This window comes from Streptomyces cyaneochromogenes, assembly GCF_003963535.1.
Classification (GTDB): Bacteria; Actinomycetota; Actinomycetes; order Streptomycetales; family Streptomycetaceae; genus Streptomyces; species Streptomyces shaanxiensis.
This window is the reverse complement of the sequence record NZ_CP034539.1, coordinates 1,107,541-1,122,572: the sequence shown is the minus strand read 5'-3', so window position 1 is coordinate 1,122,572 and position 15,032 is coordinate 1,107,541. Positions and strand designations below refer to the sequence as shown.

At 70.4% G+C, this 15,032-nt stretch carries 13 protein-coding genes and 1 pseudogene; 11 read left to right on the top strand and 3 right to left on the bottom strand.

Going from position 1 to position 15,032, the window contains the following annotated elements:
• Positions 1-1,018 precede the first annotated feature (1,018 nt).
• A pseudogene (locus EJ357_RS49090) lies at positions 1,019-2,278 on the top strand (peptidoglycan D,D-transpeptidase FtsI family protein); the annotation flags it as partial.
• Here the strand turns inward: EJ357_RS49090 and EJ357_RS04790 are convergent.
• Positions 2,275-2,700, bottom strand: a complete 426-nt coding sequence (locus EJ357_RS04790; RefSeq protein ID WP_126388928.1) for a winged helix-turn-helix transcriptional regulator — start codon at positions 2,698-2,700, stop codon at positions 2,275-2,277. The pseudogene EJ357_RS49090 and the gene EJ357_RS04790 overlap by 4 nt on opposite strands.
• Before the next feature lie 134 nt (positions 2,701-2,834).
• Between EJ357_RS04790 and EJ357_RS04785 the strand changes: the two genes are divergently transcribed.
• Positions 2,835-3,326, top strand: coding sequence for a luciferase domain-containing protein (locus tag EJ357_RS04785; protein ID WP_126388926.1), 492 nt, complete (start codon positions 2,835-2,837; stop codon positions 3,324-3,326).
• Positions 3,327-3,500: 174 nt separating this feature from the next.
• On the opposite strand, the gene EJ357_RS04780 is transcribed toward EJ357_RS04785, so the two are convergent.
• On the bottom strand, positions 3,501-4,229 hold the full coding sequence (locus EJ357_RS04780; protein WP_126388924.1) for a FadR/GntR family transcriptional regulator: 729 nt from the start codon (positions 4,227-4,229) through the stop codon (positions 3,501-3,503).
• A gap of 196 nt (positions 4,230-4,425) precedes the next feature.
• Between EJ357_RS04780 and EJ357_RS04775 the strand changes: the two genes are divergently transcribed.
• The 9 genes from EJ357_RS04775 to EJ357_RS04735 all read left to right on the top strand — a co-directional run bounded on the left by EJ357_RS04775 (position 4,426) and on the right by EJ357_RS04735 (position 13,436).
• Positions 4,426-5,496, top strand: a complete 1,071-nt coding sequence (locus EJ357_RS04775; protein WP_126388922.1) for a sugar ABC transporter substrate-binding protein — start codon at positions 4,426-4,428, stop codon at positions 5,494-5,496.
• The gene (locus tag EJ357_RS04770) at positions 5,493-7,094 is read left to right on the top strand and encodes a sugar ABC transporter ATP-binding protein (protein WP_126388920.1); all 1,602 of its coding nucleotides are present in this window, start codon (positions 5,493-5,495) and stop codon (positions 7,092-7,094) included. The genes EJ357_RS04775 and EJ357_RS04770 overlap by 4 nt, the downstream gene beginning before the upstream one ends.
• Entirely contained in the window at positions 7,087-8,112 is a 1,026-nt protein-coding gene (locus EJ357_RS04765; protein WP_126388918.1) for an ABC transporter permease, read from the top strand. The genes EJ357_RS04770 and EJ357_RS04765 overlap by 8 nt, the downstream gene beginning before the upstream one ends.
• Before the next feature lie 36 nt (positions 8,113-8,148).
• The gene (locus EJ357_RS04760; protein WP_126388916.1) at positions 8,149-9,537 is read left to right on the top strand and encodes an L-fuconate dehydratase; all 1,389 of its coding nucleotides are present in this window, start codon (positions 8,149-8,151) and stop codon (positions 9,535-9,537) included.
• Entirely contained in the window at positions 9,534-10,289 is a 756-nt protein-coding gene (locus EJ357_RS04755) for an SDR family NAD(P)-dependent oxidoreductase (RefSeq protein ID WP_126388914.1), read from the top strand. Before EJ357_RS04760 ends, EJ357_RS04755 begins: the two co-directional genes overlap by 4 nt.
• Positions 10,286-11,233, top strand: coding sequence for an aldo/keto reductase (locus EJ357_RS04750; RefSeq protein ID WP_126388912.1), 948 nt, complete (start codon positions 10,286-10,288; stop codon positions 11,231-11,233). The genes EJ357_RS04755 and EJ357_RS04750 overlap by 4 nt, the downstream gene beginning before the upstream one ends.
• Positions 11,230-11,568 (top strand): L-rhamnose mutarotase, encoded by a 339-nt coding sequence (locus tag EJ357_RS04745; protein ID WP_126388910.1) that lies wholly within the window; start codon positions 11,230-11,232, stop codon positions 11,566-11,568. The genes EJ357_RS04750 and EJ357_RS04745 overlap by 4 nt, the downstream gene beginning before the upstream one ends.
• On the top strand, positions 11,565-12,407 hold the full coding sequence (locus EJ357_RS04740; protein WP_126388908.1) for an amidohydrolase family protein: 843 nt from the start codon (positions 11,565-11,567) through the stop codon (positions 12,405-12,407). The genes EJ357_RS04745 and EJ357_RS04740 overlap by 4 nt, the downstream gene beginning before the upstream one ends.
• 132 nt (positions 12,408-12,539) lie before the next feature.
• The gene (locus tag EJ357_RS04735) at positions 12,540-13,436 is read left to right on the top strand and encodes a hypothetical protein (RefSeq protein ID WP_126388906.1); all 897 of its coding nucleotides are present in this window, start codon (positions 12,540-12,542) and stop codon (positions 13,434-13,436) included.
• A 150-nt stretch (positions 13,437-13,586) separates the two neighbouring features.
• On the opposite strand, the gene EJ357_RS04730 is transcribed toward EJ357_RS04735, so the two are convergent.
• Positions 13,587-15,008: a lipase maturation factor family protein gene (locus tag EJ357_RS04730; RefSeq protein ID WP_126388903.1), complete on the bottom strand. Its 1,422-nt coding sequence runs from the start codon at positions 15,006-15,008 to the stop codon at positions 13,587-13,589.
• Positions 15,009-15,032: the final 24 nt, after the last annotated feature.

Below are 15,032 nucleotides of genomic sequence, written 5' to 3'. Positions count from 1 at the left end.
CGCCCGCGCAGCGCGGCGACCGGACCCGGTGACCCTGCCGCTGGGCGTCGCCGTTCAGACCGGACCGGCGGCACCGGAGCAGCGGCTCCGTGCGGTCGCCGAGCTGAGGACCGTGATCGACGGCCCGGACGCGGCGCGGGCACTGGCCGCCCTCGCCAAGCTGGACCGGCTCGCCCGCGACGACAGCGCGAGCGTGCGTGAGGCGGCCCGGCATGCACGCGGCGCCGCGGCGCCACGGATCCCCGACGGCCACTGTGACCTCGGCGTGATCCCGCTCGGCAGGCCGGGACCGGAAGTCGACGTCCCCGTGTTCGGTCCCCCGGTGGTGCGGGCGACCATGACGTTCTCCTCGACCGGTGAATGGTTGCGCGTTCGGCGCAGCGTTCAAGGAATCGCGCTCTCGGCGGTCGCCGAGACGCCGGGCGTATACGAGGGCCGCGTGATGGTGCACACCGCGGCGGGGGAGTGCGCCCTGACGGTGCGGGCGGAGATCGCACCTGCGACCGTGCCCCCCGTCGTGACCTTGCAGAAGCCGGTACCGCCTCGCCCGAGCCTCGGCTCGCTCCCGGCGGGACGGCGGACCCTGCTGGGAGGCAAGGCGGTCGGTGCTGCCGTGATGCTGGCCGCGGCGGTCGGGTCGATCTCGCGCGGCGGTGCGTGGCCCGCGCTGGTGCTGGTATCGGGGGCGTTGTCCGCGTCAGCGGTGGTGGCGGCCGGCTGGTCGAGGATGCGGGGCGCGGACCGGCAACTGCTGCGACGATCGGGTGCCCTGGAAGTCGCCCTGTGCGTCGGCGCCGTGATCGCCCTCGGCGTCCTCACCGTGGTCACGCGTGACGAGGACGTCGGGCCGGGCTTCTATGTCTTCGGGGCGGGCGCCGCCGTGTACACGGGTGTGAGCGGCCTGATCCCGCTCACCGACCGGCCGTTGAGGGGACGGCTGTTCCACGGTACGGCCGTACTGCTGGCCATGAGCACCATCGTCACCGTGGTGCTGCTGCGCCCGTCCGGTGACCGTCCCGTCTCCCGCTACGACCGGCCTCGCGGGAACATCCTGGTCCAGGGCGCATCCGTGACAGGGTCGAAGAACACGGGCGGTACCCGGCGTTATGTGCGGACTTATACGGACGGCCCGCTCTACGCCCACGTCACCGGGTACGCGTCACAGGCGTACGGCACCTCGCTCCTCGAAGCGGCCGAGGACGACATTCTGACCGCCACGCGATCCAGCCAGGACAAAGGCGGCGACGTGGCCACCACCATCGACTCCGCTGCTCAGAAGGCGGCTTTCGAGGGGCTGGGAGACAGACAGGGAGCCGTCGTCGCCCTCGATCCGCGTACCGGTGCGATCCTGGCGCTGGCCTCGGCGCCGTCGTACGACCCGTCGAGCTTCTCCGGCTCCTCGTCGGCCGACGGCACGGCCTGGGAGAAACTCCGGAAGGACAAGAACCACCCGCTTCTCAACCGGGCGTTGCGGCAGGCCTATCCGCCAGGGTCCACGTTCAAGGTGGTCACCGCCGCTGCCGCGCTGGAGAACGGACTGTACGACTCCATCGACGAGAAGACGGACTCACCCGTGCCGTGGAAACTGCCGGAAAGCGCAACCGAGTTGCGGAACACCGCCGACACGCTCTGCGAGAACGTCTCGCTTCGGCTGGCACTGATCGAATCCTGCAACACGGTGTTCGGCAAGATCGGCTCGGACCTCGGCAGCGGGAAGATGCGCGCGCAGGCGGAGAAGTTCGGCTTCAACTCCGAACCATCGGTCCCCGTCCGTGCGGTCGAGTCCGTGTACCCCGACGACGCGGACCCTGCCCCGAACGCGCTCAGCGCGATCGGCCAGTGGGAGACTTCCGCCACGCCGCTCCAGATGGCCATGGTGGCGGCGGCCGTCGGCAACGACGGCAGCTTGATGAAGCCGTACCTGGTGAAGGAGGCCGCGAGCGAACCCGAGTCGCTGGGCCGACCGCTTTCCGAGACGAACGCCGACAAACTGCAGGAAATGATGCGGGCGGTCGTCGAGAGCGGTACGGGCACCTCGGCCGCGATCTCCGGCGTCGAGGTCGGTGGCAAGACCGGAACGGCTCAGAGTGGTGTCGAGAACAGCGAGCGCCCGTTCGCCTGGTTCATCTCCTACGCCAAGCCGGAACCCGGCTCACCCGCCTCCGTCGCCGTCGCCGTGGTGGTACAGGACGATGCCGCCGACGGTGACGACATCAGCGGCGGCGGACTGGCCGCACCCATCGCCCGGGAGGTGATGGAGGCGGTCCTCGACACCTAGGCCCTGTCGCGCGCACGAACAGGTTCAGCCGCTACACCCCCGGCAGTTCCGGTCAGAGCATGCTCGCGGTCGTAGTCGCGCTGCGCTGCCTGTACCTCGTCGAGGTGCTCGTCGGACCACGCGGTGAGTGTCCGGAACACCGGCACGAGCGACTGGCCGAGCGCCGTCATCTCGTACTCGACGCGCGGTGGGATCTCGCGGTGGTACGTGCGCGCGACGAGCCCGTTCCGCTCGAGTTGGCGAAGTCGCTCGGTAAGGACCTTGGGGGTGATTTCCGGAAGGTACCCCTGAAGCTCCTTGAACCGGACCCGGCCGTGGTACGCGAGGACCCAGAGCACGTGCGCGGTCCAGCGGCCGAACACGAGGTCGACGACGGGCCCGAACGGACACGGGTCGACCGGTTGTTGTCGAACCTGCGGCATCGACAGTCACTTACTCCTTGGTAACTACTATCCCAAGGATAGTAACTTCGGTCGAGGCGATGTCAACTGCACTGAGCCCCGGGGGACAGCACCGTGAGCCGATCGGGCTCGGGGCTGAAACAGGAGGATGACCCATGCCGCACAAGATCGGCATCAAGCCGCTCGAACTGCCCACCAGGCCGGGCGAGCGGCCGGCGACCGGCCCGGAGGTCCCGCATCAGCAGCTCGACCAGACCTCCCCGGCCGAACTCCAGGAGGAGCTCTGGCGGCGGATGGGCACGCTCGAGGGAGTCCGGACCGGGCCCAGCGGCATCTCGCTGCCGGAGACGCGGGCACTGCACCTTCACCCGGCACTCGCGCGCGGACCGAAGGAGGCGTTCCTGATCGGCCAGGAGTTCGTCCACCTGCACGGAGCCTTCGACGGCAGCCTCCACGCGGCGCTGCCCGCCGACATCGCCGCACAGGCGATCGAGAGCGGGTGGGCCGAGCACCACCCGCTGGTGCGGAGTGGGAAGGTCCCGGAGACACTCGTCATGATCTACGGGCCGCGTGACGCGGCCGAACTCGAGACGCTGTGGCAGCTCGTCGGGGTCAGCTACGCGTTCGCGCGAGGCGAGTGGGTGTAGCCGGAGCGTCGAGCGGCCGGGGGAGCGCCGCACCGTTCCCCCGGCCGCCGCGACCGAATCAGACCTCTGCCACCTGCGGGATCAACTGGGCTTCCGTTCAATCCTGCTGAGCAATTCCGGCTGACCAACCCGGTGAACCCGAAGGGTCGGCGCACTGGCGACCTCAGGTCCGGGCTACGAACCCAGCTGCGTCCGCAGCCACTCCTCCACCTCGCCCACATGCGCGGCAGCCGCCGCCCGGGCCGCCTCCGGGTCGTGGGCGACCAGGGCCCGATGGATCGCCGCGTGCTCGCGGCGGGTGCGGGCGAAGGCGCCCTCCTCCTGGTAGCCGCGCCACACGCGGGCGCGGAACGTGCGGGAGGACAGGCCCTCCAGGATCGCGGCCATGGTCTCGTTGCCGGCGGCGGCCGCGATCTCTCGGTGGAAGGCCAGGTCGTGGGCGAGGATCTCCTCGGGGTCGTCCGTGGCGTTCATCGCCGTGAGGTGTTTCTCGACCTCCGCGAGCCGGTCCGGAGTGATCCGCGCCGCCGCGAGAGCCGTCGCCGTCGACTCCAGGATGCGCCGCACCTCCAGGAGCTCCACCAGACGCGGGCCCCGGGAGAGGTCGGCCACCACGCCGAACGTCTCCAGCAGATCGCCGGCCTCCAACTGGGTGACGTAGATGCCCGAACCGTGCCGGGCCTCCAGCACCCCCAGCACCGTGAGCGCGCGGATCGCCTCGCGCATCGAGCTGCGGGAGATACCGAGCCGCGCCGCCAGATCGCGCTCGGTCGGCAGTCGCTGACCGGGCTCCAGCCGGCCCTCCGCGATCATCGCCTTGACCGCCTCGATGGCGCGCTGCGTCACGGTGCCCTTCTGCGGGGCCGTCTCGACGGTGCCCTTCTGGGGGGCTGTCTCGTCCACGCCGTTCCTCCCGTCGCCCGAGGTGCCTGCGGGCGCCTCGTGACCGGCAGTGTAATCACCAGGTTGGTCCGACCACTACGGCTGGATACGGCGAAAAACTCCCTCCGAAGGGTGTTGTTTCGCCGAAGTGGTCTGATAAATATGCGGGCATCTGCTCGAACCATGTGCTCGAACACGCTCAACGAGGAGCCGCCAGATGCCCGGCACCACAGCGCGGAAGCAGAACAGGTCACGGATGGTGAGGGCGGTGTGCGCGGTCGCCGGCGCCTCGCTCGTACTCGCCGCGTGCGGCAGCACCAAGGACACCGGCGCGTCGAGCGCCGAAGGCGGCGGCAGCGGGCAGGTCGGGGTGATCCTGCCCCTGCTGACCTCGCCGTTCTGGCAGTCGTACAACGACTACGTGCCGAAGATGGCCGAGTCGCAGGGCGTCGACACGCTCAAGACGGTCAACTCCAACAGTGACCCCTCGCAGCAGATCACCGACATCAACAACCAGCTCAACCAGGGTGTGAAGGGCCTGGTCGTCGCCCCGCTGGACAGCGCCGCCATCGAGGCGGGCCTCGATCAGGCCGAGCGCAAGGGCGTGCCGGTCGTCGCGGTCGACGTGGCGCCGGACAAGGGCAGGGTCGCGATGGTGGTGCGCGCGAACAACGTGGCGTACGGCGAGAAGGCCTGTCAGTACCTCGGCGAGCAGATCCCCTCCGGCAAGGTCGTGCAGATCATGGGCGACCTCGCCTCGGTCAACGGCCGTGACCGCTCCGAGGCGTTCCGGGCCTGCGTGAAGAAGAACTTCCCCAAGCTGAAGGTCCTGGAGATACCGGCCAAGTGGGAGTCCGACACCGCGGCCTCCAAGCTGGACACCCTCCTGAACGCCAACCCCGACATCAAGGGCATCTACATGCAGGCCGGCGGCGTCTACCTCGCGCCCACCCTCCAGACCCTGAAGTCGAAGGGCATGCTGAAGAAAGCCGGCCAGGACGGGCACATCACGATCGTCTCCAACGACGGCATCCCGCAGGAGTACGACGCCATCCGCAAGGGCGAGATCGACGCGACCGTCTCCCAGCCCGCCGACCTGTACGCCAAGTACGGCATGTACTACATCAAGGCGGCCATGGAGGGGAAGACGTTCGAGCCGGGCCCGACGGACCACGACTCGACCATCGTCAAACTCCCCGGCGGCATCCTGGAGGACCAGCTGCCCGCCCCGCTGGTCACCAAGGACAACGTCGACGACCCCAAGCTCTGGGGCAACACGGTCCGATGAGTACGGCCGTGATCACACCGCTCGTCGAAGCGCGGGACATCGTCAAGCGCTACGGCCCTACCACCGCCCTCGCCGACGGACGGCTCACCGTCCTGCCCGGCGAGTCCCACGCCCTCGTCGGCCGCAACGGCGCCGGCAAGTCGACCCTGGTCAACATCCTCACCGGACTCCAGGCCGCCGACGAGGGCGAGGTCCGCTTCGACGGCGAACCCGCGCCCCCGCCGGCCGACCGCGACGCCTGGCGCCGGAAAGTGGCCTGCGTCTACCAGAAGCCCACCCTCGTCCCGGAAATGACGGTTGCAGAGAATCTCTTCATCGCCGAAATCCACGCTGCCAGGTCAACGCGCCTGAATCGCAAGGTCGGCCGGGGGGCCGGGGGTTGTCCCCCGGATGAACACAGCATCAACCGCCAGCCCCTCCAGCGCGGCTTCATCAGCTGGCGCAGGCTGCGCTCCGAGGCCGCCGAACTCCTCGCCACCTGGGACGTGCACGTCGACCCCGAGGCGCGCACCGCAGACCTCAAGGTCGAGGACCGCCAAATGGTGGAGATCGCCCGGGCGTTGAGCTTCGGCGCCCGCTTCATCATCCTCGACGAGCCCACCGCCCAGCTCGACAACCGCGAGATCGAGCGGCTGTTCACGCGGATGCGGGCGCTGCAGGACTCCGGCGTCACCTTCCTGTTCATCTCGCACCACCTTCAGGAGGTCTACGAGGTCTGCCAGACCGTCACGGTCCTGCGCGACGCCCGCTGGATCACCACCGCACCGGTCGCCGAACTCCCGCGCCGGGCGCTGGTGGAGGCCATGGCCGGGGAGTCACTCGAAGCCATCGCCGAGCAGGCCGTCGACCCCAGGGACGTCGACCACGACGCCCCCGTCCTCCTCGAAGCCCACGGGCTGACCTCACCGGCGTACCAGAACATCGACCTCGCCGTGCGCCGCGGCGAGGTCGTCGGACTCGCCGGGATCAGCGGCAGCGGCAAGGTGGAGCTCGCGGAGTCCTTCGCCGGCCTGCACACCCCGACCGGCGGATCCGCTCAACTGGGCGGTGAGCGGCTGCCGTTCGGGGATGTGCGGGCCGCCCTGAAGGCGGGCGTCGCCTGTGTGCCGCGCGACCGGCACGAACAGGGCCTGGTCGCCGGCATGACCATCGGCGACAACGCCACCATGAGCGTGCTCGAACGGCTCGGCCGCCTCGGCTTCGTCGGCACCGAACGCAAGCGCGGCTTCGCCACCGGCCTCATAGAACGCCTCGGCATCCACACCGAGGGCCCCGACCAGCCCGTCTCCGACCTGTCCGGCGGCAACGCGCAGAAGGTCGTCATGGCCCGCGCGCTCGCCTCCGAACCCCGGCTGCTCGTGCTGATCAACCCCACCGCCGGGGTCGACGTGAAGTCCAAGGAGTCCCTGCTGGCCCGTGTGGACAGCGCCCGCGAGGACGGCATCGCCGTACTGGTCGTCTCCGACGAGCTCGACGACCTGCGCCGCTGTGACCGCGTCCTCGTCCTGTTCCACGGCCGCGTCGTCGCCGAGCACCCGGCGGGCTGGCGCGACCACGAGCTGATCGCCTCCATCGAAGGAGTGGACAACCATGGCTGACACCAAGGCCCCACCGGCCCTGCCCGTGAGGGTGCCGGACGCCCGTGCCGCCAGGACGGTCCTGCTTCGCCGTGCCCGCGAACTCGCCCTGGTCCCTGCCCTGTTGCTGCTCATGGTGCTCGGCGCGGTCGTGAACGACTCGTTCCTCACCGAGCGCAACCTGATCTCCATCCTCGGCGCCTCCGCCGCGTTGGCGATGGTCGTGCTGGCCGAGTCGCTGGTCCTGATCACCGGCAAGTTCGACCTGTCCCTGGAGTCGGTCGTCGGTATCGCGCCCGCCATCGGAGCGCTCCTCGTCCTGCCCGCCGCCGGCTCCGGCTGGGGCACCGAACTCCCCGCCGCACTCGCCCTGCCGGCGGTCCTCGTGGCCGGCGCGGCCGTCGGGGCCTTCAACGGCATCCTCGTCGTGAAGTTCAAGCTCAACGCGTTCATCGTGACGCTCGCGATGCTGATCGTCCTGCGCGGTCTGCTGGTCGGCGCGACCAAGGGCAAGACCCTGTTCGGGATGCCCGACGGCTTCTACTCCCTCGCCACGACGACCTTCATCGGCATCCCGATGTCGGTGTGGCTCGCGGCGGCGGCCTTCGCGGCCGCCGGGTTCGTGCTGAAGTACCACCGCGTCGGACGAGCGCTGTACGCCATCGGAGGCAACGCGGACGCCGCCCGCGCGGCCGGAATCCGGGTCGAACGCGTGATGCTCGGCGTGTTCGTCGTCGCGGGCACCCTCGCGGCCGTCGGCGGCATCATCCAGACCGGCTACGTCGGAGCCATCAGCGCCAACCAGGGCAACAACATGATCTTCACCGTGTTCGCGGCCGCGGTGATCGGCGGCATCAGCCTGGACGGCGGCAAGGGCACCATGTTCGGCGCCCTGACCGGCGTACTCCTTCTGGGCGTCGTCCAGAACCTGCTCACCCTCGCCCAGGTCCCGTCGTTCTGGATCCAGGCCATCTACGGCGGAATCATTCTGGTGGCCCTCATGATCGCCCGCGTCACCACGGGCCGTGCCCAGGACTGACCGCACGCCTTCCCGCCACCGACCGAAAGGCCCTCAGTGTCCCCGACCCCCGGCACCCCCGCCCGCATCTGCGCGGTCGACACCTACGACATCCGCTTCCCCACCTCGCGCGAGCTCGACGGCTCCGACGCGATGAACCCCGACCCCGACTACTCGGCGGCGTACGTCGTGCTGCGCACCGACGCGGCGGACGGGTTGGAGGGGCACGGGTTCACCTTCACCATCGGGCGGGGCAACGAGGTCCAGGTCGCCGCGATCGAGGCGCTGCGCGGACATGTCGTCGGCCGGTCCGTCGACGAGCTGTGCGCCGACCCGGGGACCCTCAACCGCGACCTGATCGGCGACAGCCAGCTGCGCTGGCTCGGCCCCGAGAAGGGCGTGATGCACATGGCCATCGGCGCCGTCATGAACGCCGTGTGGGACCTGGCGGCCAAGCGCGCCGAGAAGCCCCTGTGGCAGCTGCTGGCCGATGCCGACCCCGAGTGGGTCGTCCGCCAGATCGACTTCCGGTATCTCAGCGACGCCCTCACGCCCGAGGAGGCGCTGGCCGTCCTGCGCCGCGGCCGGGAGGGTGCGCAGGAGCGTCTCGCCCGGCTCCTGGAGCGCGGCTACCCCGCCTACACCACCTCCGCCGGCTGGCTCGGCTACGACGACGACAAGCTCACCCGGCTCGCCGCCGAGGCCGTCGCCGACGGCTTCCGGCAGATCAAGCTGAAGGTTGGCGCCGACCTGGAGGACGACGTACGGCGCTGCCGCGTCGCCCGCTCGGTCGTCGGCCCGGACATCCGCATGGCGATCGACGCCAACCAGCGCTGGGACGTGGCCGAGGCGATCCGCTGGACCGAGGCCCTCGCCGAGTTCGACCCGTACTGGATCGAGGAGCCCACCAGCCCCGACGACGTCCTCGGCCACGCGGCAGTCCGCGAGGCCGTTGCCCCGGTCAAGGTCGCCACCGGCGAGCACGTGCAGAACCGGGTCGTCTTCAAGCAGCTCCTCCAGGTCGGCGCCCTCGACGTCCTCCAGATCGACGCGGCCCGCGTCGGCGGCGTCAACGAGAACCTGGCCATCCTGCTGCTCGCCGCCAAGTTCGGCGTACCCGTCTGCCCGCACGCCGGGGGTGTCGGACTGTGCGAACTCGTCCAGCACCTGTCGATGTACGACTACGTCGCGGTCACCGGCACGACCGAGGACCGCGTCATCGAGTACGTCGACCATCTGCACGACCACTTCCTCGACCCGGTGGTGATCAGGGAAGGTCACTACACGGCACCCACCGCGCCGGGGTTCTCGGCCGCCATGCGGCCCGAGTCGATCGCGCGGTACACGTTCCCCGGCGGCGACTTCTGGGCCGCCGACCTCCGGACGCAGAAGAAGACCCAGAAGAAGTCGCAGGAACAGACGCAGAAGAAGGGGCACGCGGCATGACCGACTTCGAGGGCCTGAAGGCTCTGGTGACCGGCGGCGCCTCCGGGATCGGCCGGGCCACCGCCGAGCTGCTGGCCGAGCGCGGCGCCCTGGTCGCCGTACTGGATCTGGATCCGTCCTCGGTCGAGAAGCCGCTGCTCGGGCACCGGGCCGACGTCACCGACGACGAATCCGTCCGTGCGGCGGTGGCCGCCGCCGTCGCCGACCTCGGCGGGCTGGACGTCGTGATCAACAACGCCGGCATCGGCGCCCTGGGCACCGTCGAGGACAACGACGACGCCGAGTGGCACCGGGTCATGGACGTCAACGTCGTCGGCATGGTGCGCGTCGCCCGCGCCGCCCTGCCCCATCTGCGCGTGTCGTCGCACGCGGCCATCGTCAACACCTGCTCCATCGCGGCCACCGCCGGCCTCCCGCAGCGGGCGCTCTACAGCGCGACCAAGGGCGCCGTGTACTCGCTCACCCTCGCCATGGCCGCCGACCACATCGGCGAGGGCATCCGCGTCAACTGCGTCAACCCGGGGACCGTGGACACACCCTGGGTCGGCCGCCTCCTCGACTCCGCCCCGGACCCGGCCGCCGAGCGCGCCGCCCTTCAGGCCCGCCAGCCCACCGGACGACTCGTCTCGGCCGCCGAAGTCGCGGGCGCCATCGCCTACTTGGCGAGCCCGCTCTCCGGTGCCACGACCGGCACCGCCCTCGCCGTCGACGGCGGCATGCAGGGACTGCGCCTGCGGCCGGTGAGCCAGTGAGCATCCCCCGCGGGCTCGGCTTCGGAGCCGCCGTCATCGCCAACCTCTACACCGAGGTCACCGACGAGCAGGCGCACGAGGCGGTGTCCGCCGCCTGGCAGCGCGGCATCCGCTACTACGACACCGCACCCCACTACGGCCTCGGCCTGTCCGAACGCCGCCTCGGCGCCGCCCTGCGTGAGCACCCGCGCGAGGAGTACACGGTCTCGACCAAGGTGGGCCGCCGCCTGGAGCCACAGGCCGACGGCGGCGACGACCTGGGACACGGCTTCGCCGTACCCGCCACGCACCGCCGCGTCTGGGACTTCACCGCGGACGGCATCCAACGCACCCTGGAGGCCAGTCTGGAGCGGCTCGGCCTCGACCAGGTCGACATCGTCTACCTCCACGACCCCGACGACCACGCCGAACAGGCCTTCCGAGAGGGCTACCCGGCATTGGAGAAGCTCCGCTCGGAGGGCGTGGTCGGCGAGATCGGCGCCGGCATGAACCAGGCGGAGATGCTCACCCGCTTCGTCCGCGACACGGACGTCGACGTGGTGCTGTGCGCGGGCCGCTACACGCTGCTCGACCAGAGCGCGCTCACCGAACTGCTGCCCGCGGCCGTCGAACGAGGCGTCCGCGTGGTGATCGGCGGAGCCTTCAACTCGGGTCTGCTCGCGGACCCGAAGCCGGGCGCGACATACAACTACGCCGAGGCGCCGGGTGAGCTGCTGGACAAGGCCCTGCGCATGAAGGAGGTCGCCCGGCGGCACGGCATCACCCTGCGCGCCGCCGCGCTGGCCTTCTGCGCGGCCCACCCGGCGGTGACGAGCGTCCTGGTGGGCGCCCGCTCGGCCGCGGAAGTCCACGACTGCGCCGATCAGTTCGCCACACCGGTACCCGCCGCCTTCTGGCAGGAGCTGCGGGACACCGGACTCCTGGTCACGGAGGAGCCGTCATGAGAGTCGCCCTGCACACCAAGGTCCGCGCGGACCGCGTCGCCGAGTACGAGGCCGCCCACCGGGAGGTGCCGAAGGAGCTCACCGACGCCATCCGGGCCGCCGGGGCGACCTCCTGGACGATCTGGCGGTGGGGGTCCCCCCGCGCGAGCGCATTCGAGCGTGGGGGAGGTACCGACCTCTTCCACGTCCTGGAGTGCGAGGACTACGGCCGCCTCCTCGCCGAGCTGGAGAAACTGCCGGTCAACGTGGTCTGGCAGGCCCGCATGGCCGAGCTGCTCGACTACTCCGGCGAGGGCGCGGCCGCCGGACTGCCTGTCGTGTGGGAGCTGCCGTGAGCGTCGTGGACGCCCATCACCATGTGTGGGACCTCTCCGTCCGCGACCAGGACTGGATCACCGGTACCGAACTCCAGCCGCTGCGCCGGAACTTCGCCGTCGCCGACCTGACCCTTGAGACAGGGGCGGCCGGCGTCGACCGCACGGTCCTCGTCCAGACCGTCACCGTGCCCGAAGAGACCCGGGAGTTCCTGGCCCTCGCCGACGGGCACGAGCTGATCGCGGGCGTCGTCGGCTGGACCGACCTCACCCGCCCGGACGTCGCCGAGGAACTGGCCCGGCTGCGGGAGCTGCCCGGCGGGCAGTACCTCAAGGCCATCCGCCACCAGGTGCAGGGCGAGCCCGACCCGGAGTGGCTGCTGCGTGCGGACGTACGGCGCGGACTGGCCGCCGTGGCGGACGCGGGGCTGGTCTACGACCTCCTGGTGCTGCCCCACCAGCTGCCCGCCTGCGCCAAGGCGGCGGCCGCGCTGCCCGAACTCATCTTCGTCCTGGACCACTTGGGCAAGCCGCCCATCGCATCCGGCGCCCGCGAACCCTGGACGTCCGAGATCCGCGCCCTCGCCGCACTCCCCAACACCGTCTGCAAGCTCTCCGGCATGGTCACCGAGGCCGATCTCACCTCCTGGACCGTCGACGGCCTGCGCCCGTACGCCGAGGTGGTCCTGGAGGCGTTCGGCCCGCAGCGGCTGATGTTCGGCTCGGACTGGCCGGTCTGCACGCTGTCGGCGACGTACGGCGAGGTGCTGTCCGTGGCGCGGGAGCTGACCGAAGGCCTCGGCACGGCCGACCGCACCGAGGTCTTCGCGGGCACGGCCACCAGGGTCTACGGCCTTTGACCTCAGCCGGCCGGACCGCAGGGCTAGGAAATAGTGGCTAGGGAATATACGTCTCGTCCCATTTCCTCCGCTCTTGTCGGTCCCTCCGTGCGACGTTAGCTTCCTTCCCAACTCAAGGGAACCGGGGGCGACATGGCGGACGGGCAACCCATCATCCAGGGCTCGGGTGCGTGGAAGAACAACATGGAGGACAGCGCGACACAGTTGGTGAACCACGCGCAGGGACGGGCCGACGGAACCGGCCTGTACCTCTTCGGGGCCCAGCACGGCCAGGAGGCCCCCGGAGGTGACGGCCTTTACAGCGTCTCCTTCAAGGGCACCGCCGTGCGGGGGTACAGCTATGACGGCGACGGCGTCTACGGCGCCTCCGGCAGGGGCGGTTCCGGCGTCCACGGCGTCTCCTCCTCGGGGACCGCGGTCTACGGCGAGGACGTGAGCGCCGGCACCGGCGTCCACGGACAGGCCCCGCGCGGACTCGGCGTCCGTGGGACCGGCTCCAGCGCCGGAGTCGTCGGCGATGCGAGCGACCAGCGGGGCTTCGGCGTCCAGGCTTACAACCGCCATGGCCTCAACGGTGGTTACGGCGTCTTCGGCTTCGCCGGAGTCGGAGTGTGGGGCGACGGAAGGATCGGCGTCATCGGTCGCGGCGTCACCGACCACGGCATAGGCGTCGAGGGCAACGGGCTCGGCCAGGGCGCGATCGGAGTGTTCGGCGCCACGTCGGCCAACTCCGGCGGCGTCGGCGTGTACGCCACCGCGGCGAACTCCGGATCCACCGCGCTCGAGGTCCAGGGAACCGCCGTCTTCAGCTCCAGCGGCCGGGCCACCGTCCCGGCGGGCAGGGACCGGATCACCGTGACGGGCCCGACCATCGGGCCGGCGAGCATGATCCTCGCCACCGTTCAGGAGGACAAGCGCGGCGTGGCCGTACGCGCCGCCGTCCCCGACCCGGCGGCCGGCTCGTTCACCGTTCTCCTCACCCAGGCGTCCCCGACAGAAACGGCAGTGGCATGGTTCGTGATCAACTGAACGGCGGCGTTCCGCGACCCGTCTCTCCGGGCGAGGAGCGCACCCGCCCGGAACCCGCGTCCACGCCCACGCAGGCGGCTCCTCCCGTGGACATGCCGACGACACTCGTGCCGCTGTCGGCCTCCCTCCTCGCGGGGAGGCAGGCCCCCGTCAGCTCCGCTGAGCCACCCCCGCCAACCGCGTAGGCGGCAGATACTCCCGCACATACGTCCGCTCCCAGCAAGCGCCCGTCTCCCGCAGCTCACGCCAGGTCGTGTACCGGTAGCGGAAGAGGCGGGCGCGGATGTAGCGGGGCGGCGCGTCGGACGGGAACGGCGAGCGGCGCAGCAGCTTCAGTGTGGCGCGGTCGTTCTCCAGGAGCCGTTCCACCAGCGTGCCGAACCAGGACCCGGCGTACGCGGGCGACAGCGCGGCGAACCACATCAGCCAGTCCAGCCGGAGATGGTAGGGCGCGAACTGCCGCGGCCAGTGCCGGGGATCGCCCGGCTTGCCCTTGAACTCGTACTCCCGCCAGTCCGACTCCTCACGCGGTACGTCGTCGGCGGTGCCCTCGATCACCACCTCGTACCGGATCCTGCTGACGGTGCCGAACGCGCCGTAGGTGTTGACCAGATGGAGCGGGTCGAAGGAACGGTTCATGACCTGGCGGCGGGAGATCATGTTGGCGACCGGGTGGTAGCTGAGGCCGACGAGGAGCACGGCGACCGCGAGGACCACGACCTCGAACCACAGCGGTGTGTCGGATACGGCCGGCGGATCGCTGGGGAACCGGACCGCCGACAGGGCCAGCACGATGGTGATCCAGTTCAGCCAGGAGAAATTGCCCGACAGGACCAGCCACAGCTGGGTGAGGATCATCAGCGAGGCGGCGGCCGTCGCGATCGGGTGAGGGGTGAAGAGGAGGACGGGCACAGCCAGTTGTGTGACGTGGTTGGCGGCCACCTCCACACGGTGCAGGGGCTTGGGCAGATGGTGGAAGAACCAGCTCAGCGGGCCCGGCATCGGCTGGGTCTCGTGATGGTGGTCCAGACAGGTCAGCTTCCGCCAGCAGGCGTCGCCACGCATCTTGATCAGGCCCGCGCCGAACTCGACGCGGAACAGGATCCAGCGCAGCAGGAACAGCACCACGACCGGCGGCGCCACCTCGTCGTTGCCCAGGAAGACGGCGAGGAAGCCGACCTCCAGCAGCAGGGACTCCCAGCCGAACGAGTACCAGGTCTGGCCGACGTTCACGATCGACAGGTACAGCGCCCACGGGAGCAGCCACAGCAGCATGGCGCCCCACAACGGCACCACGGAGTCCAGCCCGGCCAGCAGCGCCACCGACACCGCGCATCCCGACCAGGCGCAGGCCGCGAAGAAGCGGTCCGAGTAGTGGAGGTGGAACAGGCTCGGGGCGGCCCGGAAGGGCACCCGCTCGACGAAGCGCGGTACGGGCAGCATGCCGCGCTCGCCCAGCAGCGCCCGGAACTGCAGGGCCGCCGTGAGGAACGCGACGAGGTACACGGCGGCCAGAGCCCGCTGGAAGACCAGCCGGCTCGTCCAGTAGTCCGGTGCGATGAACCAGTCCACGGCCGTTCTCTCCCTTCCTCATTG